This window comes from Photorhabdus heterorhabditis, assembly GCF_018448905.1.
In the GTDB taxonomy this organism is placed as follows: Bacteria; Pseudomonadota; Gammaproteobacteria; order Enterobacterales; family Enterobacteriaceae; genus Photorhabdus; species Photorhabdus heterorhabditis.
Map to the genome: position 1 here is coordinate 26,664 of NZ_RCWA01000036.1, position 21,077 is coordinate 47,740.

The 21,077-nt window shown below is 41.8% G+C and carries 20 protein-coding genes; 17 read left to right on the plus strand and 3 right to left on the minus strand.

The features are described 5' to 3' along the window. Positions 1-355 precede the first annotated feature (355 nt). From udp to hemB, 11 genes are all read left to right on the plus strand, one after another. A complete protein-coding gene (gene udp / locus EAE89_RS18245; RefSeq protein ID WP_054479309.1) occupies positions 356-1,111 on the plus strand; it encodes a uridine phosphorylase in 756 nt (251 codons plus the stop codon). A 96-nt stretch (positions 1,112-1,207) separates the two neighbouring features. Continuing rightward, positions 1,208-1,993 carry a tyrosine-protein phosphatase gene (locus EAE89_RS18250; protein WP_054479311.1) on the plus strand — a complete coding sequence of 262 codons (786 nt, stop codon included), beginning with the start codon at positions 1,208-1,210 and terminating at the stop codon, positions 1,991-1,993. Positions 1,994-2,061: 68 nt separating this feature from the next. Beyond that, entirely contained in the window at positions 2,062-2,598 is a 537-nt protein-coding gene (locus EAE89_RS18255; protein WP_420806671.1) for a DedA family protein, read from the plus strand. Between the two features lie 126 nt (positions 2,599-2,724). Further along, on the plus strand, positions 2,725-4,059 hold the full coding sequence (gene rmuC / locus EAE89_RS18260) for a DNA recombination protein RmuC (RefSeq protein WP_244866601.1): 1,335 nt from the start codon (positions 2,725-2,727) through the stop codon (positions 4,057-4,059). Positions 4,060-4,131: 72 nt separating this feature from the next. Then, a complete protein-coding gene (ubiE, locus tag EAE89_RS18265; RefSeq protein ID WP_149617381.1) occupies positions 4,132-4,887 on the plus strand; it encodes a bifunctional demethylmenaquinone methyltransferase/2-methoxy-6-polyprenyl-1,4-benzoquinol methylase UbiE in 756 nt (251 codons plus the stop codon). A 28-nt stretch (positions 4,888-4,915) separates the two neighbouring features. Beyond that, the gene (ubiJ, locus tag EAE89_RS18270; protein ID WP_235525469.1) at positions 4,916-5,539 is read left to right on the plus strand and encodes a ubiquinone biosynthesis protein UbiJ; all 624 of its coding nucleotides are present in this window, start codon (positions 4,916-4,918) and stop codon (positions 5,537-5,539) included. Beyond that, positions 5,526-7,163 carry a ubiquinone biosynthesis regulatory protein kinase UbiB gene (ubiB, locus tag EAE89_RS18275; protein ID WP_054479317.1) on the plus strand — a complete coding sequence of 546 codons (1,638 nt, stop codon included), beginning with the start codon at positions 5,526-5,528 and terminating at the stop codon, positions 7,161-7,163. Before ubiJ ends, ubiB begins: the two co-directional genes overlap by 14 nt. Positions 7,164-7,270: 107 nt before the next feature. After that, positions 7,271-7,531, plus strand: coding sequence for a Sec-independent protein translocase subunit TatA (gene tatA, locus EAE89_RS18280; RefSeq protein WP_054479319.1), 261 nt, complete (start codon positions 7,271-7,273; stop codon positions 7,529-7,531). 3 nt (positions 7,532-7,534) lie between these two features. Beyond that, positions 7,535-7,978, plus strand: a complete 444-nt coding sequence (gene tatB / locus EAE89_RS18285) for a Sec-independent protein translocase protein TatB (protein ID WP_054479321.1) — start codon at positions 7,535-7,537, stop codon at positions 7,976-7,978. 21 nt (positions 7,979-7,999) lie between these two features. Beyond that, positions 8,000-8,776, plus strand: a complete 777-nt coding sequence (gene tatC / locus EAE89_RS18290; RefSeq protein WP_054479323.1) for a Sec-independent protein translocase subunit TatC — start codon at positions 8,000-8,002, stop codon at positions 8,774-8,776. A 109-nt stretch (positions 8,777-8,885) separates the two neighbouring features. Beyond that, positions 8,886-9,899: a porphobilinogen synthase gene (hemB, locus tag EAE89_RS18295; RefSeq protein WP_054479325.1), complete on the plus strand. Its 1,014-nt coding sequence runs from the start codon at positions 8,886-8,888 to the stop codon at positions 9,897-9,899. Positions 9,900-9,947: 48 nt separating this feature from the next. On the opposite strand, the gene rfaH is transcribed toward hemB, so the two are convergent. Then, complete coding sequence (rfaH, locus tag EAE89_RS18300; protein WP_054479327.1) at positions 9,948-10,436, minus strand: transcription/translation regulatory transformer protein RfaH; 489 nt, start codon at positions 10,434-10,436, stop codon at positions 9,948-9,950. Between the two features lie 474 nt (positions 10,437-10,910). Between rfaH and ubiD the strand changes: the two genes are divergently transcribed. Continuing rightward, the gene (gene ubiD, locus EAE89_RS18305) at positions 10,911-12,383 is read left to right on the plus strand and encodes a 4-hydroxy-3-polyprenylbenzoate decarboxylase (RefSeq protein WP_054479329.1); all 1,473 of its coding nucleotides are present in this window, start codon (positions 10,911-10,913) and stop codon (positions 12,381-12,383) included. A 10-nt stretch (positions 12,384-12,393) separates the two neighbouring features. Then, positions 12,394-13,095 carry an NAD(P)H-flavin reductase gene (gene fre / locus EAE89_RS18310; protein ID WP_054479331.1) on the plus strand — a complete coding sequence of 234 codons (702 nt, stop codon included), beginning with the start codon at positions 12,394-12,396 and terminating at the stop codon, positions 13,093-13,095. A gap of 83 nt (positions 13,096-13,178) precedes the next feature. On the opposite strand, the gene fadA is transcribed toward fre, so the two are convergent. Both fadA and fadB read right to left on the minus strand, forming a co-directional pair. Then, positions 13,179-14,345: an acetyl-CoA C-acyltransferase FadA gene (fadA, locus tag EAE89_RS18315; protein ID WP_054479332.1), complete on the minus strand. Its 1,167-nt coding sequence runs from the start codon at positions 14,343-14,345 to the stop codon at positions 13,179-13,181. A gap of 11 nt (positions 14,346-14,356) precedes the next feature. Then, positions 14,357-16,543: a fatty acid oxidation complex subunit alpha FadB gene (gene fadB, locus EAE89_RS18320; protein ID WP_054479334.1), complete on the minus strand. Its 2,187-nt coding sequence runs from the start codon at positions 16,541-16,543 to the stop codon at positions 14,357-14,359. Between the two features lie 275 nt (positions 16,544-16,818). Between fadB and pepQ the strand changes: the two genes are divergently transcribed. Genes pepQ through hemG form a run of 4 tightly spaced genes read left to right on the plus strand, consistent with a single transcriptional unit; the run spans position 16,819 to position 20,813 of the window. Further along, positions 16,819-18,153, plus strand: coding sequence for a Xaa-Pro dipeptidase (gene pepQ, locus EAE89_RS18325; protein WP_054479336.1), 1,335 nt, complete (start codon positions 16,819-16,821; stop codon positions 18,151-18,153). Next, positions 18,153-18,764 (plus strand): IMPACT family protein, encoded by a 612-nt coding sequence (locus EAE89_RS18330; protein WP_054479338.1) that lies wholly within the window; start codon positions 18,153-18,155, stop codon positions 18,762-18,764. Before pepQ ends, EAE89_RS18330 begins: the two co-directional genes overlap by 1 nt. A gap of 37 nt (positions 18,765-18,801) precedes the next feature. Next, on the plus strand, positions 18,802-20,253 hold the full coding sequence (gene trkH / locus EAE89_RS18335; RefSeq protein ID WP_214086370.1) for a Trk system potassium transporter TrkH: 1,452 nt from the start codon (positions 18,802-18,804) through the stop codon (positions 20,251-20,253). A gap of 23 nt (positions 20,254-20,276) precedes the next feature. Continuing rightward, positions 20,277-20,813 carry a menaquinone-dependent protoporphyrinogen IX dehydrogenase gene (gene hemG, locus EAE89_RS18340; RefSeq protein ID WP_054479342.1) on the plus strand — a complete coding sequence of 179 codons (537 nt, stop codon included), beginning with the start codon at positions 20,277-20,279 and terminating at the stop codon, positions 20,811-20,813. The last annotated feature ends 264 nt before the right edge of the window (positions 20,814-21,077 follow it).

Sequence of the window (21,077 nt, forward strand, 5' to 3'; positions counted from 1 at the left end):
GTTATTTGGGCCTATTCTCTTCTTGGTGTTGTTTGAAATATAAATATAATTAAACAATTTATTGTTTGTTTCCCAGTGTGAATGTATTCAGATAGCTTATGATTGAGAGAAAACATTCGGCTTTTTTTGTTAAATTTGCAATTGTTGTTCAATCCCGTGTTAATCTTCAGTAATAGTTAGACCACTCATTTTTTCTTGTTTTATGGTTATTTTGTGACTTATGTCTCAAAATAATGTACGTTTTTCTTTTTTATCTTACTTTAAAGTGATATTTATCACTAATAGATGTCTAAATACTCAATACAGTAGATTTCAATTAATTTCATTATAAATTCTTCCCTCTGAGGAGTCTGATATGTCTGATGTGTTTCACTTGGGTCTGACCAAAAGCGACCTGCAAGGCGCAACTCTAGCTATTGTTCCGGGTGATCCGAAACGTGTGGAAAAAATTGCAAGATTAATGGACAACCCAGTTCATCTTGCTTCTTTGCGTGAATTTACGTCATGGCGAGCAGAAATTGATGGTAAAGCAGTTATTGTTTGCTCCACGGGTATAGGTGGTCCATCAACGTCCATTGCTGTTGAAGAATTAGCACAATTAGGTGTTCGTACTTTCCTGCGTATTGGTACAACAGGGGCAATTCAAGAAAATATTAATGTTGGTGATGTACTGGTAACCACGGCGGCTGTTCGCTTGGATGGTGCTAGCTTGCATTTTGCGCCGATGGAGTTTCCGGCAGTTGCAGATTTTGAATGTACAACTGCGTTGTATGAAACGGCAAAAGATTTAGGTGCAACGACACATGTTGGCGTAACAGCTTCTTCAGATACTTTCTATCCTGGTCAGGAACGTTATGATACCTATTCTGGCCGTGTTGTGAGTCGTTTCAAAGGGTCAATGGCTGAATGGCAGGCAATGGGCGTCATGAACTATGAAATGGAATCTGCAACTTTGTTGACTATGTGTGCAAGCCAGGGGCTGCGTGCGGGTATGGTTGCTGGTGTCATTGTTAACCGTACTCAGCAGGAAATCCCTGATGTTGAATTGCTAAAGAAAACCGAGAGCAGTGCATTGATGATCGTAGTAGAGGCTGCTCGCCGCCTATTGTAAATCATATTCTTTAGGGCCGGAATATTCCGGCTCACTCTTCTTTTTAGATAGAAATCTGTTAATGTCTTAATATTTTACAACTAATTAAGAGTAATCATGATTACAACATCCTTCTTATTACATCCATCGGCGCTTCCCCTCCATGGAGGGATTAATTTCCGTGATTTAGGTGGTAAAACGGTAGTCAGTGGCGGGAAAATCAAATCAGGTTTACTTTTCCGTTCCGGTTCTCTAGATCTTTTGACAGAAAAAGACCAATCTTTCTTGGCAAAGAAAAACCTGTTTCAAATTATAGATTATCGGGATATAAGTGAAATATCTGATAAGCCCGATCAGATATGGAATGGTGCTAATTATCACCATGCCCCTGCTAATCCATTATCTGAGGAGGTGAATGCTAATCTGGAGAAATTAGCGTCAGAAACGTTGGAACAATTTAATCCACAGGCATTTATGTTCCGTCTTTATGAATTATTGCCTTTAAAAAACCCCGCTTATAAGACACTGGTTAGCTTACTGCAACAGCCGGAAAAAGGCGGAATAGTACAACATTGTGCGGTAGGTAAAGATAGAACCGGTGTAGGTTCTGCGCTGGTGTTGTTTGCACTTGGCGCTGATTTGGACACGGTAATGGAAGATTATTTGGTGACTAATTCTACGTTGGCTCCTTACCGAGAGTATTTGTTGAATGAACATGCGAAAACCATGAGTGACAATGTGGTTGAGAAATTCGCTTATGTCTATTCCGTCAGAGAAGAGTTTCTCATGACGGCATTAAACAGTATTAATCAGAATTATGGCAGTGTAGATGTATGGCTGGAGAAAGACTTTGGCCTTGATTGTGCAGCCCGTAAGAAATTACAAGGTTATTTCCTTGAATAAAATATCGGTTTAATTCTGGTTAATACGGTAGTAGTTAAATTGAATATGGTATTAATCAATATAGGAATATGAATTTGAGCCTCCATGAATTAGTTGATCTGGTTGTAGATTTTGTTAAAGCCCATGATACTTGGATCATACCGATAATTTTCTTACTCGCTTTTGGTGAATCTTTAGCTTTTTTCTCCTTGCTATTGCCAGCAACTATCATATTGCTCGGATTAGGTGCATTAATAGGTGAAAGTGGCCTTAATTTTTGGCCAATGTGGTTGGCAGCAGCAGCAGGGGCCTTTTTCGGCGATTGGGTATCCTACATCGTTGGTGCTTATTTTAAAGGTGATGTTGTCAAGATTTGGCCGATTTCCCGCAAGCCACAGTTGTTGACACGAGTGCACCATTTCTTTGATCGTTGGGGTATTTGGAGCATTTTCTTCGGTCGGTTCTTTGGCCCATTTCGTGCAATTGTGCCATTAGTGGCGGGGATCTGTACTATGCCATTGCGCTATTTTCAAATTGCTAATATCTGTTCTGCACTTATCTGGTCTTTTGGGATATTAGCGCCAGGTGCTTTTGGTTTGCAATGGCTGGCTGAATGGATGAGCTGATTGCGAGTGGCTTCGTAAACTGAACCATTTATATAAATCAATCTGGACATATATACAGTATCTATTTAATTTAACTGGCTGAAGAATGTAACAGAGGAAATACAGGTGGATATCCAGTTGCTATATATGTTGATTGGTATTTTCGGGGGCTTGCTGGGTGGGGGCGTTATCGTCTGGCTTTCTGTTTATCAACGTATTCAGCAACAAGAACGGGAGTTCCGGGAATTAAACAGCCAGCTTGCAGTTGCCAATGAAAAACTTGAGCAGTTGGCTTACTGGCGGGCTGAATGTGAACAATTGAACCAGGAATTGCGAGCCCAGAGAGAAGTCAACAGCGTGCAGGAATCTGAACTACGGGAAGTGACTACTCGGCTGGAAGAGAGTCGCCTTGCAGCTGAGGAGAAACAGCGGTTATTGATCAATAGTGAACTACGTCTGAATACTCAATTTGAAAATTTGGCTAACCGTATTTTTGAACAAACTGGTCGTCGTACAGATGAGCAAAATCGGCAGAGTCTTAGTAGTCTTCTGACTCCGTTTCGTGAACAACTTGATGGTTTTCGCCGCCAGGTACAGGAGAGTTTTGGTCAGGAAGCCCGTGAACGGCATACTCTTACACATGAAATCCGTAATTTACAGCAACTGAATGCCCAGATGGCGAAAGAGGCTGTTAATCTGACAAATGCCCTTAAAGGTGATAACAAAATTCAAGGAGATTGGGGGGAAGTGGTGCTTGCTCGTATTCTGGAAGCCTCTGGGTTACGAGAGGGACATGAATTTTGCACTCAGGTGAATATCAAGGTAGAGGGTAACAGTCGTTTCCAACCCGATGTTATTGTTCATTTGCCGCAAGGGAAAGATGTGGTTATCGATGCCAAAATGTCACTAGTGGCTTATGAGCGTTATTTTAACAGTGAAGATCGGCATCAGCAGGAATTAGCCCTTCAGGACCATATTAACTCAATTAAAGGCCATATTCGCGGCTTGAGTCGTAAAGATTACCAGCAACTACCTGGGTTGAAATCGCTGGACTATGTACTGATGTTTATTCCAGTTGAACCCGCTTATTTGATTGCGCTCAACAGAGCGCCTGAGCTGCTTGATGAGGCACTTAAACACAATATTATGCTGGTTAGTCCATCAACATTATTAGTTGCAGTGCGTACTATCAATAACTTGTGGCGATATGAGTATCAGAGCCAAAATGCTCGTTTAATCGCGGATAAGGCTTCTAGAATGTACGATAAGATGCGTTTGTTTGTTGAGGATATGCAAGGTTTAGGGCAAAGCTTGGATAAGGCTCAACTTAATTATCGGTTAGCAATGAAAAAGCTTACTGGGGGACGTGGTAATCTGATTAGCCAGGCGGAGGGTTTTCGTAATTTAGGAGTTGAAGTAAAACGTCCTATTGATCCTGAATTAGCTGATAGGGCTAACCAACCATCCTGTGCTAATGATTAACGCTAGGATGGGGTTTTGTATGAAAGGCTGATACACTTTTATAACAGTTTGAGTAAAAAGCGGGCAAATAATATGGTAGACCAAACGAAACAAACCACACATTTTGGTTTCCGCACTGTAGCGAAAGATGAAAAAGAGGGCATGGTAGCTGAAGTGTTTCATTCTGTTGCTGCAAAATACGATTTAATGAATGATTTAATGTCGTTTGGCATCCATCGTATCTGGAAGCGTGTGGCGATTAATGCCAGTGGTGTTCGCCGGAGTCAAAGGGTGCTTGATTTGGCTGGTGGTACGGGAGATCTGACAGCTAAATTTTCCCGCATAGTTGGTGAGAAAGGGGAAATTGTTCTTGCTGATATAAATGAATCTATGCTGAAGGTTGGGCGTGAGAAATTACGTGATACTGGTATTGTTGGTAATGTCAGTTATGTGCAAGCTAATGCGGAAGCTTTACCTTTTCCTGATAACTATTTTGATTGCATCACTATCTCTTTTGGTTTACGCAATGTGACTGAAAAAGAAAAGGCCCTGCGCTCTATGTTTCGGGTTTTGAAACCTGGTGGGCGCTTATTGGTGCTTGAGTTTTCTAAACCTTTGCTTGCACCATTAAGTAAAGCTTATGATGCTTATTCTTTCCATTTGTTGCCAAAAATTGGTCAAGTTTTTGTGCAGGATGCTGATAGTTATCGTTATCTGGCGGAATCTATTCGTATGCATCCTGATCAAGAAACACTTAAAACAATGATGGAAGATGCTGGCTTCGAACAGGTGACTTATACCAATATGACTGGCGGCATTGTTGCACTACATAGAGGTTTCAAATTCTGAGATGGAAAGGCCATCACTGAGTAAAACTATGAATTCCACATTGATGCCGGTTTTAACCGCAGTGATGGAAACATCGTTGAATCACATGTTGTACCGCGAACCTGTGTTGAGGCTAGCCCGTATACGCTTGATGGGTAAAGTTTTGTCGATTGAACTGAAAGAAATGAATACACCACTTACACTGGTATTCAGTGAAAAACAAGTGGACGTATTAAGTCAATGGACTGAATCTGCCGATTGTACAGTTAAAACTAATTTTTCTGTTTTGCTTAAGCTACGGGATCGTCAACAGCTTTCCAGGTTACTCAATAATGGTGAAATAGTTATTGAAGGGGATATGCAGGTCGTTCAGCAATGGTCTGCTTTGCTGGATATGGTTGAATGGGATTTGGCCCATTACCTTTCCCCTTATGTTGGAGATATCGCTGCTGAAGGTATTAATCAGGTAATTAAAAAAGGATTTCAGTTTTTTTCCGGTTCAATAGCGTGCCAGAAAAATTATCTGGTGGAAACATTAACAGAAGAATGGAAACTGGCGCCAAATAAGCTTGAAGTGGCTCATTTCAGTGAAGAAGTTAGCGTGTTAACCGAAGATATCAGGCAAATAGAGCAACGATTGGCGGTATTAGAGGGAAAATATGACACCAAGTGAATTAAGACGCCTTTATTTGATTATACGGGTTTTGCTTTCTTACGGATTGGATGAACTGATTCCCCGGATTCGTTTGACTTGGCCTCTTCGTTTTGGGCGTTATTTGTTATTCTGGATTCCGAACAGACATAAAGATAAATCACTTGGGGAGAGATTACGACTTGCCTTACAGGAGTTGGGACCAGTCTGGATTAAATTTGGCCAGATGCTTTCAACAAGGCGTGATCTTTTTCCACCTGCAATAGCGGATCAATTGGCTTTGTTGCAAGACCGGGTTGCCTCTTTCGACGGTGCTTTAGCTCGTCAATATATTGAAACTTCTTTAGGGGGAGAGCTGGAAACTTGGTTTGATGATTTTGAACCTAAAGCTTTAGCTTCTGCTTCAATTGCTCAGGTACATACTGCTCGGTTAAAAGAAAATGGTCAGGAAATCGTTATTAAAGTAATCCGCCCGGATATTCTGCCAATTATTAAAGCAGATATCCGGTTAATGTATCGTCTGGCTAACTGGGTACCAATGTTATTGCCCGATGGGCGCCGTTTACGTCCTCGTGAAGTCGTGAGGGAATACGAAAAGACGTTGATTGATGAGCTAAATTTACTGCGTGAAGCAGCTAATTCAATTCAGCTTCGCCGTAATTTCGAAAAGAGTTCAATGCTCTATGTGCCAGAAATTTATTCTGATTATTGCCGTGAAAATGTTCTGGTGATGGAACGGGTTTATGGTATTCCAGTTTCTGATATTGAAGCGTTGGAAGCGCAGAATACCAATATGAAATTACTGGCTGAACGGGGAGTTCAGGTTTTTTTTACTCAGGTTTTTCGTGACAGTTTCTTTCATGCGGATATGCATCCGGGAAATATTTTTGTCAGTTATGAACATCCTGAAGATCCGTTTTATATTGGTATTGATTGCGGTATTGTTGGTTCTCTTAATAAAGATGATAAACGTTACCTGGCTGAGAATTTTATCGCTTTCTTTAATCGTGATTATCGGAAAGTTGCTGAACTTCATGTGGATTCAGGTTGGGTGCCCAGTGATACCAATGTTGAAGACTTTGAGTTTGCAATTCGTACAGTTTGTGAACCAATATTTGAGAAGCCGCTTGCAGAAATTTCATTTGGGCATGTTCTTCTGAATCTGTTTAATACTGCACGCCGTTTTAATATGGCAGTACAGCCTCAGTTGGTTCTTCTGCAAAAGACGCTTTTGTATGTAGAAGGCTTAGGACGGCAGCTCTATCCACAACTTGATTTATGGAAAACAGCAAAACCGTTTCTGGAGGAGTGGTTACATAGTCAAGTCGGATTACCTGCGGTTATTCGTGCACTGAAAGAAAAAGCACCTTATTGGGCAGAAAAGTTGCCAGAGCTACCCGAATTAGTGTATGACAGTCTTCAGCAGCATAAGTATTTGCAAGCCAACATTGAGAAGCTGTCAGATCAGTTAAAAGGACAACAGATAAAACAGCGGCAGTCACAGTATTTGCTCGGTGTTGGTGCGACATTGTTTCTCTGTGGGAGTTTGTTTTTGTTGTCTGGCTTAGCAAATATCCCTTGGCTGTTTATAGGCATGGGCGCTGTTTCATGGCTGTTTGGCTGGTGTAGGTTGAGTAAAACTTAGTAAAATTTGTCTTAGGTAGCTTTATTTGAAGGTCGGTATTTTCGAAGACATAGTTCGTCGTATAATGAGCTATGAATGATAATCCCTGTTAATAGAGGTAAATCAGGATGGGCGGTATAAGCATTTGGCAATTACTTATCATTGCGGTCATTGTGGTGCTGTTGTTCGGCACAAATAAACTTCGTACTCTGGGTTCTGATCTTGGGGCATCTATTAAAGGTTTTAAAAAAGCGATAGGGGATGATAATCAGCCTGATCACGCTCAGAAAACCAGTAATGATGCTGATTTTGAAACTAAAAACATTACTGAAAAACAATCTGTAGCTCGATCTGAAACATCTGAGAGCAAAAACAAAGAGCAGGTATAAACCGTGTTTGACATTGGTTTTGGCGAGCTACTATTGGTTATGGTCATTGGCTTGGTGGTTCTGGGGCCAGAACGGCTACCGGTGGCAGTAAAAACGGTTGCTGGTTGGATCAGGGCATTACGTTCTTTGGCTGCTAACGTCCAAAATGAGCTTGCCCAGGAACTGAAATTACAGGAACTCCAGGAAAGCCTAAAAAAAGTCGAAGAAGAAGCAGGCTTGCAGAATTTATCTCCGGAATTAAAAGCTTCGATGGATGAGTTGAAAGAAGCGGCTGAATCTTTGAAAAAAGCATACCAAACCGAACCTGATGCGGGGAATATGCAAGCATCAGAAATAAATGGGGTGGCCCAAAAGTCGGCAACGTCTCAGATTGTGGCTTCATCCGGATCTTCTTCTCCAGTGGATGATAAAGCGGCTTCTGATGCGAAGAAAAAAACTTCTGATTAAGTTAATGGTGAACACTAAAACATGGCTGTTGATGATACTCAACCACTTATCAGTCATCTTATTGAACTGCGCAAGCGAATTCTAAACAGTTTACTGACTGTATTAGTGGTTTTTTTAGCATTGGTTTATTTTTCTAACGACATCTATCAGATGATTTCTGCACCTTTAATTAAGCAATTGCCTCAAGGTGCCAGTATGATAGCGACGGATGTTGCTTCTCCCTTTTTCACACCAATAAAATTGACCATTATGGTGTCGATATTTGTATCTGCACCTATGGTTCTCTATCAGGTGTGGGCATTTATTGCTCCTGCATTATATAAGCATGAGCGCCGCTTGATGATCCCTCTGCTTTTTTCCAGTAGTTTGTTGTTCTATTTGGGGATGGCATTTGCTTACTTCGTCGTATTTCCGATAGCTTTTGGATTCTTTGCTAAGACTGCTCCTGAAGGAGTTTTGATTGCAACAGATATCAGTAACTATTTAAGCTTTGTCATGGCACTGTTCATGGCTTTTGGTGTTTCTTTTGAAGTACCAGTTGCCATTATTTTATTGTGCTGGAGTGGGGTGGTGACACCTGAATCCCTGAAGAAAAAGCGCCCGTATATTTTGGTAGGCGCTTTTGTTGTCGGCATGTTGTTAACGCCCCCAGATGTCTTCTCGCAAACTTTACTGGCTATTCCTATGTATCTGTTGTTTGAACTGGGTATTTTGCTCTCTCGTTTTTACACTGGGCAGCGCAAACTGGGAGATCGTTCAGAAGACGAGCAAACATCGGAAGCAAATACGGAAAAGTGATAATAGTAATCTTAACATGTTGTTCTGTAGTGTTAAGATATTAACACAAAGCGATAGCATATTAATTAACCCAGCGCTAGTGCGCTGGGTTTTAAGTTAGGAGAGCTATATGGGCTATGTATTTCCAGGCACTTTCCCAGGCCGCCGAATGCGCCGAATGCGCCGTCATGATTTTTCCCGTCGTTTAGTTGCTGAAAATCAATTAACTGTTAATGATTTAATCTATCCTGTATTTGTGATGGAAGGAACTCACTGTCGTCAGGAAGTTCCTTCTATGCCAGGAGTGTATCGTCTGACAATTGATCTTTTGTTGAAAGAAGCTGAAGAGATTGCTCGGTTGGGTATTCCTGTGTTGTCTCTGTTTCCTGTTATTGAAGCAGATAAAAAATCTTTGGATGCGAAAGAAGCTTATAGCCCTGATGGGCTAATTCAGCGGACTATACGTGAGCTGAAAGATGCAGTTCCTGAACTGGGATTACTAACTGATGTGGCATTAGATCCGTTTACTACACATGGTCAGGATGGGATCATCGATCAGGATGGTTATGTAATTAATGATGTAACCAAAGAGATCTTGGTTAAACAGGCGCTGTCACATGCGGAGGCTGGTGCTGAGATTGTTGCACCGAGTGACATGATGGATGGGCGGATTGGTGCAATTCGAGAGAAGCTTGAAGAGGAAGGTCATGTAAATACTCAGATTATGGCTTATTCCGCTAAGTATGCTTCTGGTTATTATGGTCCTTTCCGTGATGCTATCGGCTCAAGTAGTAATCTAAAAGGTGGTAATAAAAAGAATTATCAGATGGACCCAGCCAACAGCGATGAAGCATTGCAAGAGATTGCACAGGATTTGCAGGAAGGCGCTGATACTGTGATGGTTAAACCGGGTATGCCTTACTTGGATGTTATCCGTAGGGTAAAAGAGACATTTGGTGTTCCAACCTTTGCTTATCAAGTATCTGGCGAATATGCCATGCATATGGCTGCTATCCAGAATGGCTGGTTACAGGAACAGGTAATTATAGAGTCCCTGTTATGTTTCAAGCGTGCAGGAGCAGATGGCGTACTGACATATTTTGCAAAACAGGTTGCTCAACAGTTATTTGAGCAGCGGTTTTAATATTGATTAAAAACGGGTGAATATGATTCTGCCCGTTTTTTTGTTTGGTTAAATTTTCACAAACTGCTTGTTATCAAGTGCCTTAGGTAATTGCTTATTCAGAATATTAAGCAACAAAATAGAACGGGTTTCTCCATCTGGCTCATTGTAGATAGCTTGTAATCCTTCAAAAATTCCTTCTGTGATTAATACCGTGTCACCAGTCACAGGTGTATTTGGTGATACATATTCTTGCTCTGTCGTAGACATGATTTCATTAATCAGCGTTTCCGGCACGATAGCCGGATGTATACCAAAACGGACAAAATGGCTGACGCCGCGCGTTGAATTGACAGTCGTAGTATGGATAACTTCTGGGTCAAACTGAACAAACAAATAATTAGGGAAAAGTGGTTCTGTATTCACAGTACGTTTACCACGGGTTATTTTTTCAATTCTCGCAGTAGGAGTCAGGCAGGCAACATCCTGTCGTTCTAGATTTTCTATTGCTCGTGAAATTTGTCCACGTTTACAGTAGATGAGGTACCAGTTTTCCATGTTTATTTAACCTTGATCCAATGACTATTAAGCATAGCAAAATAGGAAAGGGCATTACAGGCATTATCTTAGTGATAATTGTTTGATGATAGATATTTATTGTTATGAGTAGGCACTGTATTTTCAGTAAAAAAGCGATGAGTAATATTATGGTAGACCGTTGGTGATTCTTTCTGCAATTAATAGGGGGAAAAAATAAATGTATAAATATTTCTGCTTAATAATGGCAAACTTTCAGATAATTCGAGCTAGTTAATCTATGCTAAAGATCGGTTGGATATAATGTTTGCCGAGCATGATATCTGCTCTGTTAATTGCAGGTATATTTGGCTCTGAGATCGCAAGGTTGAATTAAACCCATTGCTTTTTATTAAGTTATTGGTTTACCTTGTAGTCTTCCAAAAAAACACAAAAAAGCTGAATGGGATAGCTTATAATGTTTTCCCCCCTTAAAAACCGGCATGAATGGATAGTATGAAATACCGTGATTTGAGAGACTTTCTGACCTTGTTAGAGCAGAAAGGTGAATTGAAACGTGTCAGCCTTGAAGTTGATCCTTATTTGGAGATGACTGAGATTGCGGATCGTACTCTTCGTGCTGGTGGACCGGCCTTATTGTTTGAAAATCCCAAAGGCTATTCAATGCCTGTATTGTGTAATTTGTTTGGTACTACCGAACGTGTTGCTATGGGGATGGGGCAGGATGATGTTAAAGCTTTGCACGATGTAGGTAAGTTGCTCGCTTTTTTGAAAGAACCTGATCCCCCGAAAGGTTTTCGTGATTTGCTGGATAAGTTGCCGAAATTTAAGCAAGTCCTTAATATGCCGACCAAACGGCTTAGTACTGCGGCTTGTCAGGAACAGGTTTGGGTTGGGGATGATGTAGATTTAAACCGTATCCCTATAATGCACTGTTGGCCAGAGGATGCGGCTCCGCTGATTACTTGGGGGCTGACAGTAACACGTGGCCCAAATAAAGAGCGGCAAAACCTTGGTATTTATCGCCAGCAGGTGTTGGGTAAAAATAAACTCATTATGCGTTGGTTATCTCATCGTGGTGGGGCTCTTGATTTTCAGGAATGGTGTCAGGCACACCCAGGAGAGCGTTTTCCTGTTGCTGTTGCGTTGGGGGCTGATCCGGCAACGATATTGGGTGCTGTGACGCCAGTTCCCGACACGTTATCAGAATATGCATTTGCTGGGCTGTTAAGGGGACATAAAACAGAAGTTGTGAAATGTCTTTCAAATAACTTGGAAGTGCCAGCAAGTGCAGAGATCATATTGGAGGGATATATTGAGCCTGGCGAGTTAGCCCCTGAAGGGCCATATGGTGACCATACGGGTTATTATAATGAAATTGATATGTTCCCAGTGTTCACTGTGACACATGTTACTCAACGTCACGATGCTATTTATCACTCGACTTATACTGGTCGCCCGCCAGATGAACCTGCGGTATTAGGGGTTGCATTGAATGAGGTGCTGGTTCCGATTTTGCAAAAGCAATTTCCTGAAATTGTCGATTTTTATTTGCCTCCAGAAGGTTGCTCTTATCGCCTTGCAGTTGTGACTATGAAGAAACAGTATGCAGGTCATGCTAAACGGGTCATGATGGGGGTTTGGTCATATCTGCGGCAATTTATGTATACAAAATTTGTTATTGTTTGTGATGATGATATTAATGCCAGAGACTGGAACGATGTCATTTGGGCAATAACTACGCGAATGGACCCGGTAAGAGATACAGTATTAATGGATAATACTCCAATCGATTATCTCGACTTTGCATCACCAGTTTCAGGATTAGGTTCGAAAATGGGAATGGATGCAACGAATAAATGGCCGGGGGAGACGCAGAGGGAATGGGGACGCCCTATCGTGATGAGTGAGGAAGTGCGTACTCGCGTCAACAAAATTTGGGATGAATTAGATATTTTAAGACCATAAGAGGGAACGCATGACAACACTGAGCTGTAAAGTAACCTCCGTAGAGGCTATTACTGATACGGTTTATCGGGTACGGTTACTTCCTGATTCTCCGTTCTCATTCCGTGCCGGTCAGTATCTGATGGTGGTGATGGATGAGAGAGATAAGCGTCCGTTTTCAATGGCATCAACGCCTTCAGAAAAGAAGTTTATTGAACTACATATTGGTGCCTCCGAACTGAATCTGTATGCAATGGCTGTGATGGATAGAATTCTTGAACGGAAAATAATTGATGTTGATATCCCTTATGGTAAAGCTTGGTTCCGTCAGAGTAGCACTAATCCGCTGTTATTGATTGCAGGTGGTACGGGGTTTTCTTATACCCGTTCTATATTGTTGACAGCTTTGGAAGAACAACCTGAACGCCAGATCTCTATTTACTGGGGGGGAAGAGAATCACAACATTTATATGATCTTGCCGAATTACAGCTACTTACAGATAGTTATCCTAATCTGATAGTTGTTCCAGTTGTTGAACAGTCGGAGAATGGCTGGTGTGGGCGTACTGGGACAGTTCTCAAAGCGGTGCTAGAAGATTTTGGTAGTTTGTCCAATTACGATATCTACATTGCTGGGCGTTTTGAAATGGCAAAAATTGCTCGTGAGCGCTTTTGTTGTGAGCGTGGGGCCTCTGCTGACAGTATGTATGGCGATGCTTTCGAATTCATTTAAAATGATAATAAAAAAACCCGCCCCTGACAGGCGGGAATTACGGCAACAACGACTCAGTTATAGTATTTTTTACAGATAAGTTCTTAATCCATTCTTTCTATGATGGTGGCAATACCTTGGCCTAAGCCGATACACATGGTTGCCAGACCAAATTGAACATTGCGGCATTCCATCAGATTCAACAATGTTGTTGTGATGCGAGAACCTGAGCAGCCTAATGGGTGTCCGAGAGCAATTGCGCCACCGTTCAGGTTGACTTTGTCATCCATACTATCCAGCAAATTCAGGCCCTTCAGGCAGGCAAGTGACTGAGCAGCAAATGCTTCGTTTAGTTCAATCACGCCAATGTCATCCAGTTCTAAACCTGCTTTTTTGAGCGCCATTTGTGTAGCAGGGACTGGGCCATATCCCATAATGGAAGGATCGCAACCAACAACTGCCATGGAACGGATACGGGCACGAGGTTTCAGCCCCAGACTCTTGGCATAACTTTCACTGGTTATCAGCATTGCAGATGCACCATCGGATAAAGCAGAGGAGCTTCCTGCTGTGACTGAGCCTGTTACTGGATCGAATACAGGACGCAGAGCAGCCAGATCTTTCAGATTAGCATCTGGGCGGATCACCTCATCGTAATCAAGTAGCTTCAGTGTGCCATCGGCATCGTGACTATAAATTGGTGATATCTCGTTGGAGAATGCGCCTGATTGTGTGGCTTGTGTTGCACGTTGATGAGAACGAAGTGAAAATTCATCCTGCATTTCACGGCTGATATGGTGAATTTTTGCCAGCATTTCAGCGGTTAAACCCATCATACCTGCGGCTTTAGCAACGCTTAGACCCATTTTAGGGTGGAAATCCACACCATGAGTCATCGGAACATGGCCCATGTGTTCTACGCCACCAATCAGAGTAGCATTGGCTTCTCCGGTCATGATCATACGGGCGCCGTCATGCAGTGCCTGCATTGATGAACCGCACAGCCGGTTAACAGTCACGGCGGGTACAGAGTGAGGAAAACCAGCCAGCAATGCAGAATTACGGGCGATGTTGAAACCTTGTTCCAGAGTTTGTTGAACACAGCCCCAGTAAATATCATCTATCTTGTGTTTCTGTATTGCCGGATTACGCTTAAATATTTCTTTCATCAGGTGAGCGGAGAGATCTTCAGCCCGGACCTGACGGAAGGCACCACCTTTTGAGCGCCCCATGGGGGTACGGATGCCATCAATAATGACTACATTTTCCATGTTTCCAGACCTCACACTGTTGTTCCGGTGCTGACAGCAATCGTTGCTGCTGTAGGATAGTAACTTTCATTACGTTCAGCTTTGGCTTTCAGACCAGGTGGCACCTGATAAAGAGCACCGAGGTGAGCATAATTTTCAGCCATTTTTACGTAAGCTGCTGTTCCCATTGTTTCCAGATAACGGAAAACGCCACCACGGAACGGAGGGAAACCGAGGCCATAGACCAGAGCCATATCTGCTTCTGCTGGGCTGGCAATGACACCTTCTTCCAAACAACGGACAACTTCATTGATCATTGGAACCATAGTACGGGCAATGATTTCCTCGCCGGAGAAATTATTCTTCGGTTGGCAGATGGTTGCCAGAAGTTGATCTGTTTGATCGTCCTGCTCTTTCTTCGGTTTGCCTTTCTTATCCTGCGTGTATTTATAGAAACCAGTGCCGTTTTTCTGCCCGTAACGTTGATTTTCATATAAAACATTAATGGCATCTTTATAATCAAGCTGCATACGATCTGGGAACCCTTTGGCCATGACTGACTGGGCATGATGTGCAGTATCAAGACCAATAACATCAATAAGATAAGCAGGACCCATCGGCCAGCCAAATTCCTTCTCCATAATTTTGTCTATTTGGCGGAAATCGCCACCGTCACGTAACAACAGACCGAAACCAAAGAGATAAGGGAGTAGCACCCGGTTTACAAAGAATCCCGGGCAATCATTAACTACGATGGGGGTTTTGCCTATTTTGCTGGCGTAAGCAACTACGGTTGAAATTGTCTTTTCAGATGTTTTTTCACCCCGGATAACTTCAACCAACGGCATACGATGGACCGGATTAAAGAAATGCATACCACAGAAGTTTTCTGGACGTTTTAAGGCGTTGGCTAATTCTGAAATTGGAATTGTTGAAGTGTTGGATGCCAAGACACAATCTTCATTAACTAAATTTTCAGTTTCTGATAGTACAGCCGTTTTGATTTTAGGATTCTCTACTACTGCTTCAACCACGATTTGAGCCTGTTCAATACCGGCATAATTTAATGTAGGTTGAATAGAAGAGAGGGTTTTTGCCATTTTTATAGCATTCAGACGACCACGTTCAAACTGTTTGTTTAAAAGTTTCGCCGCTTCATTCATGCCTAACTCAAGGGCCTGCTGACTGATGTCTTTCATCATAACAGGGATCCCTTTCCGGGCAGATTGATAGGCGATACCACCCCCCATAATTCCTGCGCCTAGCACTGCAGCATATTCAGGTGTTGTGACTTCTTTCAGATGTTTTTTCGCCAGTCCTTTTATGTACTGGTCATTAAGGAAAATACCGACTAAAGCACGGGCAACATTTGTCTGTGCCAGAGGAATAAAGCTGGCAGTTTCTTGTTTCAGTGCTTCATCACGGCCAAGTTTAGCGGCTTTTTCTATGGATTTAACTGCAGTGATAGGTGCTGGGTAGTGTGGGCCAGCAACTTTCATCACCATGCCTTTTGCTACACTAAAACTCATACCACGTTCAATGTCATTAAGTTTCAAAGGCTCTAACTTTGGCTGGCGTGCTGCTTTCCAGTCTAGGTTTCCTGCAATAGCCTGTTCCAGCATTGAGACTGCAGAATCAATCAGTTTTTCATTAGAAACAACGGCATCAATAAGGCCATTTTTCAATGCTTCTTCCGCACCAATATCTTTACCTGCGGCGATGATATCCAGTGCATTGTCTGTCCCGATAAGGCGTGGAAGGCGAACTGAGCCGCCGAAACCAGGCATGATACCAAGCTTGGTTTCTGGCAGCCCAATGCGCACGTCGGGGGAGGCTACACGGAAATCTGTAGATAGAACACATTCACAACCGCCACCTAGAGCATAACCATTTATTGCCGAAATGGTTGGGACGGGTAAATCTTCTATCCGGTTAAAAATGCTATTTGAGAAATCAAGCCATTCTTGCAGTTTTTCTACGGGTGAATCAAATAAAGAGAGGAATTCAGTAATATCCGCACCAACAATAAATGCGACTTTCTCAGAACGTAATAAAACGCCTTTCAATCCAGCTTGTTGCTCTAGGCTTGCGACAGCCTTATCCAGAGATGCAACAGTTTTGGTATCCAGTTTATTAATAGCGGCTGGGGCATTGAAAACTAGCTCAGCAATGCCATCTTTCAGCCAGCTTACTTGAATTGTTTCACTTTGATAGAGCATGTCGTTCTCCTAAATGAGCGCATACCATCTGGTATGACCAGATGGGTTTGATTGTGGTTATTATGTTAAGTAAATGCAAATGAGTGATTAATTTTTTGCAAGGGTGATCACAAGTAAGATTTATATCTCATGGGCAATAATTGTTTTTATATTTTGATAAATAAGGGATTAGTAGGATCAGATAATATTGAAATGATTTTGACGTGATACCTGCAAAGATCAACGATTGTGATAAGCTGATGATTCAGACATAAAATAAAAAAAGGTCAATTGAAATGGAAAAGTTGGCATCTCTGTACCACGAACATATCTCTACATTACAACAACGTGCCCGTGAAGTATTGGCACATAATCAATTTGACGCTCTGCTTATTCACTCTGGAGAGTTACAACGTATTTTCCTTGATGACAGAGACTATCCTTTCAACGTTAATGCTCACTTCAAAGCTTGGGTGCCAGTAACTAAAGTGCCTAATTGCTGGTTATGGGTAGATGGTATTAATAAACCTAAATTATGGTTTTATTCACCAATAGATTATTGGCACAGCGTAGAACCGTTACCAACCAGTTATTGGACCAAAGAAGTCGAAATGATTCATCTGGCAAATACCGGAGATATTAATTCAGAGCTAAATTCTTATGTAAAACATAATGTTGTTTATATCGGTTGTTCTCAACAAAGAGCAAAAGAACTTGGTTTTTCTGAACATAATATTAATCCAAAGGCTGTTCTGGATTATTTGCATTTTTATCGTTCATATAAAACAGATTATGAATTGGCTTGTATGCGTGAAGCGCAGAAAACGGCTGTTGTTGGGCATTTGGCAGCTCATGAAGCATTTCAGGCTGGCATGAGTGAATTTGATATCAATATATCTTATCTGATGGCAACAGGTCACCGTGATACAGATGTTCCTTATGACAATATTATTGCTATGAATGAGAATTCAGCCGTCTTGCATTACACAGTATTACAGCACAATGCACCTGCCGAAGCGCGTAGTTTTCTGATTGATGCCGGTGCTGAATATAATGGCTATGCGGCAGATATTACCCGTACTTATGCAGCAAAAAGTAATAACGAATTTGCTTCTCTGATTAAAGATGTAAATGCTGAACAAAAAGCTCTCATCAGTACAATTAAAGCAGGAGTTCGCTATACCGAATATCATATCCAAATGCATCATAGAATCGCCAAATTGCTGAAAAAACATGGGATTGTGAAAAATATTAGTGAAGAGGCTATGGTTGAAAAAGGGCTGACAATGCCATTTTTTCCGCATGGTATTGGTCATCTTCTTGGATTACAGGTTCATGATGTGGCAGGATTTATGCAGGATGATACAGGTACGCATTTAGCAGCGCCGGATGTATATCCATATCTACGCTGTACCCGTATTCTGGAACCTCGTATGGTGCTGACCATTGAACCGGGCCTTTATTTCATTGAATCGCTGCTTGCATCTTGGCGTGAAAGTGAATTTAGTAAACATTTTGACTGGAATAAAATAGAGATGTTTAAACCTTTCGGTGGTATACGTATCGAAGACAATATTGTTATCCATGAAAATAAAGTGGAAAACATGACTCGGGATCTTCAACTGCCATAATGAAACCTTATTTGATACCGGCAGCTTCAGTGAGTTGGGCTGAAGAGATTAAAAAAAGCCGTTTTATTACTCTGCTGGGACATACCTGCGGAGTAGATGAGGCTAAAGCGTTTATTCAGCAAATTAAAGCTCAATACCCTGACGCTCGTCATCATTGCTGGGCATTTGTTGCTGGTGCACCAGATGATTCACAGCAATTGGGTTTTTCAGATGATGGTGAACCTTCAGGAACCGCTGGTAAGCCAATGTTATCCCAGCTTATGGGAAATAATGTTGGTGAAATAACAGCGGTTGTTGTCCGTTATTTTGGTGGAATAAAATTAGGTACTGGTGGATTGGTTAGGGCATATGGAAGTGGTGTCCAACAGGCGCTGAAGTTACTGGAAACAAAATATAAGGTTCCACAGAAACTCTGTTCTTTACAGTGTGAATATGCCCATATTTCTATGGTTGAACAGTTATTACAGAAGTCAGCAGGAAAGATCATTTCCAGTGAGTATACAGAGAGTGTTACTTTGCAAATTTCACTCCCAGCTACCCTAGTGGGTGAAGTCAGTGATAAATTACGTGATCTGAGTCGTGGTGTACTGAATTTAACACCTGATTTGTAAATATTCTCTGTAACTGGATTTCTAAGGAACCAGCTGAATGCATTTTCGTGCCATAACCCGTATTGTTGGGCTGCTTGTCATTCTTTTCTCTGTCACTATGATTATTCCCGGGTTGGTAGCGCTTATCTATCGTGATGGCGCTGGGCGTGCATTTAGTCAGACATTTATTTTTGCCTTAGTTATTGGTCTGATACTTTGGATACCTAACCGGGAGCAAAAACACGAATTAAAACCTCGAGAAGGGTTTCTTATCGTGGTTTTATTCTGGACGGTATTAGGAAGTGTTGGGGCTTTGCCTTTCATCTTTTCTGAACAGCCAAGTCTTTCTATTACAGACGCATTCTTTGAATCTTTCTCTGGTTTAACAACAACCGGTGCGACAACACTTATTGGACTTGATTCCTTACCTAAGGCGATTCTCTTCTACCGGCAGATGTTGCAATGGTTGGGTGGGATGGGGATTATTGTATTGGCGGTTGCAATACTGCCTCTGCTTGGGGTTGGGGGAATGCAGCTCTATCGAGCTGAAATGCCGGGACCTTTGAAAGATAATAAAATGCGTCCGCGAATTGCTGAAACGGCAAAAACTTTATGGTTGATCTATGTGTTACTGACAATTGCTTGTGCTCTGGCATTATGGGCGGCTGGCATGTCAGTTTTTGATGCTATTTCTCACAGCTTTTCAACTATCGCGATCGGTGGATTTTCTACTCATGATGCCAGTATTGGTTATTTCGATAGTCCCGCGATAAACACCATTATTGCGATTTTTCTGTTGATTTCTGGTTGCAACTTTGGTCTGCATTTCGCGGTGTTAACGGGACGTAGTCTGACAGTATATTGGCGAGATCCTGAATTCCGTATGTTTATCTCCATTCAATTAGTTCTGGTGATTATTTGTACTCTAATGTTATGGAATCATGCTGTTTATAAATCGGGGATAGAGACATTAAACCAAGCTTTTTTCCAGGTTGTCTCAATGGCGACAACCGCTGGATTCAGTACAGATAGCTTTGCCCGTTGGCCATCATTTTTGCCCATATTGTTATTGTGTTCTGCTTTTATCGGTGGCTGTGCCGGTTCGACGGGGGGGGGACTGAAAGTTATTCGTATCTTATTGTTATTCCTGCAAGGTTCCCGTGAGTTGAAGCGCTTGGTTCATCCGAATGCGGTCTATACCCTTAAGTTAGGACGAAGGGCATTACCTGAACGTATTATTGAAGCTGTCTGGGGATTCTTCTCTGCTTATGCTTTGGTATTTATCATTAGTTTGTTGTTACTGATTGCAACAGGTGTAGACGAGCTTTCTGCTTTTTCTGCGATAGCCGCTACACTGAATAATCTAGGGCCAGGGCTGGGTGTTGTTGCAGATAACTTTACTGCAATGAATCCGATAGCTAAGTGGATATTAGTTATAACGATGTTGTTTGGTCGTTTGGAAGTATTCACTTTGTTAGTTTTATTTACACCGACCTTTTGGCGTGAATAGCCTATTGGGAAAAGGGTATAGATATGAATTGTTTATTGCTTTATTCCAGTCGAGATGGGCAGACGAAGAAAATTATTACTTGTATTGCTGAAAATTTACGCAGAGCAGGGGAAGTATGTGATCTTAAAGAATTGGCAACAGTAGAAAGAGTCAATTGGGAATCTTATGACAAGGTTATGATTGGAGCTTCAATCAGATATGGCCATTTTAATCCAGTACTGAAAAAATTCGCTATTTGCCATCAACAACAACTTAATAAAATGCCCACCGCATTTTTTGGCGTTAATCTAACCGCAAGGAAGCCAGAGAAATGTACTCCTGAAACGAATGTATATGTTCGTAAATTTTTGCTTAATACACCTTGGAAACCAGATCTGTGCGGTGTTTTTGCTGGCGCATTACTTTATCCTCGTTATCACTGGTTGGATCGTGTAATGGTTAAATTGATCATGAAAATGACTGGAGGGGAAACGGATACAACTAAGGAGATTGAATATACAGATTGGCAGCGAGTCGCTCGTTTTGCCGATGATTTCCTTAGAGTCTCGAATGAAAAATAATCAACTTGTTCTTTTTATCAATGTTTTGTTGAAAAAAACCGCGGTCGTTAACTTTTTTCAAATAAACACTTGCCAGCGCCGAAGAACGCCCTATAATGCGCCACCACTGACCGACACAACGCTGAGAAAACGTGTGAGGTTGGGCAGGGGAGCGCAAATAAGCGCTTGACTCTGCGGGCAAAAAGCGTAATATACGCAGCCCGGCTGACCGAGAATATCAAATTTTAAGGTGGCCTGCTCTTTAACAATTAATCAGACAATCTG

Coding starts and splice junctions, on each gene's coding strand:
- udp (WP_054479309.1), top strand. CDS start 356: ATGTCTGATGTGTTTCACTTGGGTCTGACCAAAAGCGACCTGCAAGGC.
- EAE89_RS18250 (WP_054479311.1), top strand. CDS start 1,208: ATGATTACAACATCCTTCTTATTACATCCATCGGCGCTTCCCCTCCAT.
- EAE89_RS18255 (WP_420806671.1), top strand. CDS start 2,062: ATGAATTTGAGCCTCCATGAATTAGTTGATCTGGTTGTAGATTTTGTT.
- rmuC (WP_244866601.1), top strand. CDS start 2,725: ATGTTGATTGGTATTTTCGGGGGCTTGCTGGGTGGGGGCGTTATCGTC.
- ubiE (WP_149617381.1), top strand. CDS start 4,132: ATGGTAGACCAAACGAAACAAACCACACATTTTGGTTTCCGCACTGTA.
- ubiJ (WP_235525469.1), top strand. CDS start 4,916: ATGAATTCCACATTGATGCCGGTTTTAACCGCAGTGATGGAAACATCG.
- ubiB (WP_054479317.1), top strand. CDS start 5,526: ATGACACCAAGTGAATTAAGACGCCTTTATTTGATTATACGGGTTTTG.
- tatA (WP_054479319.1), top strand. CDS start 7,271: ATGGGCGGTATAAGCATTTGGCAATTACTTATCATTGCGGTCATTGTG.
- tatC (WP_054479323.1), top strand. CDS start 8,000: ATGGCTGTTGATGATACTCAACCACTTATCAGTCATCTTATTGAACTG.
- hemB (WP_054479325.1), top strand. CDS start 8,886: ATGGGCTATGTATTTCCAGGCACTTTCCCAGGCCGCCGAATGCGCCGA.
- rfaH (WP_054479327.1), bottom strand. CDS start 10,436: ATGGAAAACTGGTACCTCATCTACTGTAAACGTGGACAAATTTCACGA.
- ubiD (WP_054479329.1), top strand. CDS start 10,911: ATGAAATACCGTGATTTGAGAGACTTTCTGACCTTGTTAGAGCAGAAA.
- fre (WP_054479331.1), top strand. CDS start 12,394: ATGACAACACTGAGCTGTAAAGTAACCTCCGTAGAGGCTATTACTGAT.
- fadA (WP_054479332.1), bottom strand. CDS start 14,345: ATGGAAAATGTAGTCATTATTGATGGCATCCGTACCCCCATGGGGCGC.
- fadB (WP_054479334.1), bottom strand. CDS start 16,543: ATGCTCTATCAAAGTGAAACAATTCAAGTAAGCTGGCTGAAAGATGGC.
- pepQ (WP_054479336.1), top strand. CDS start 16,819: ATGGAAAAGTTGGCATCTCTGTACCACGAACATATCTCTACATTACAA.
- EAE89_RS18330 (WP_054479338.1), top strand. CDS start 18,153: ATGAAACCTTATTTGATACCGGCAGCTTCAGTGAGTTGGGCTGAAGAG.
- trkH (WP_214086370.1), top strand. CDS start 18,802: ATGCATTTTCGTGCCATAACCCGTATTGTTGGGCTGCTTGTCATTCTT.
- hemG (WP_054479342.1), top strand. CDS start 20,277: ATGAATTGTTTATTGCTTTATTCCAGTCGAGATGGGCAGACGAAGAAA.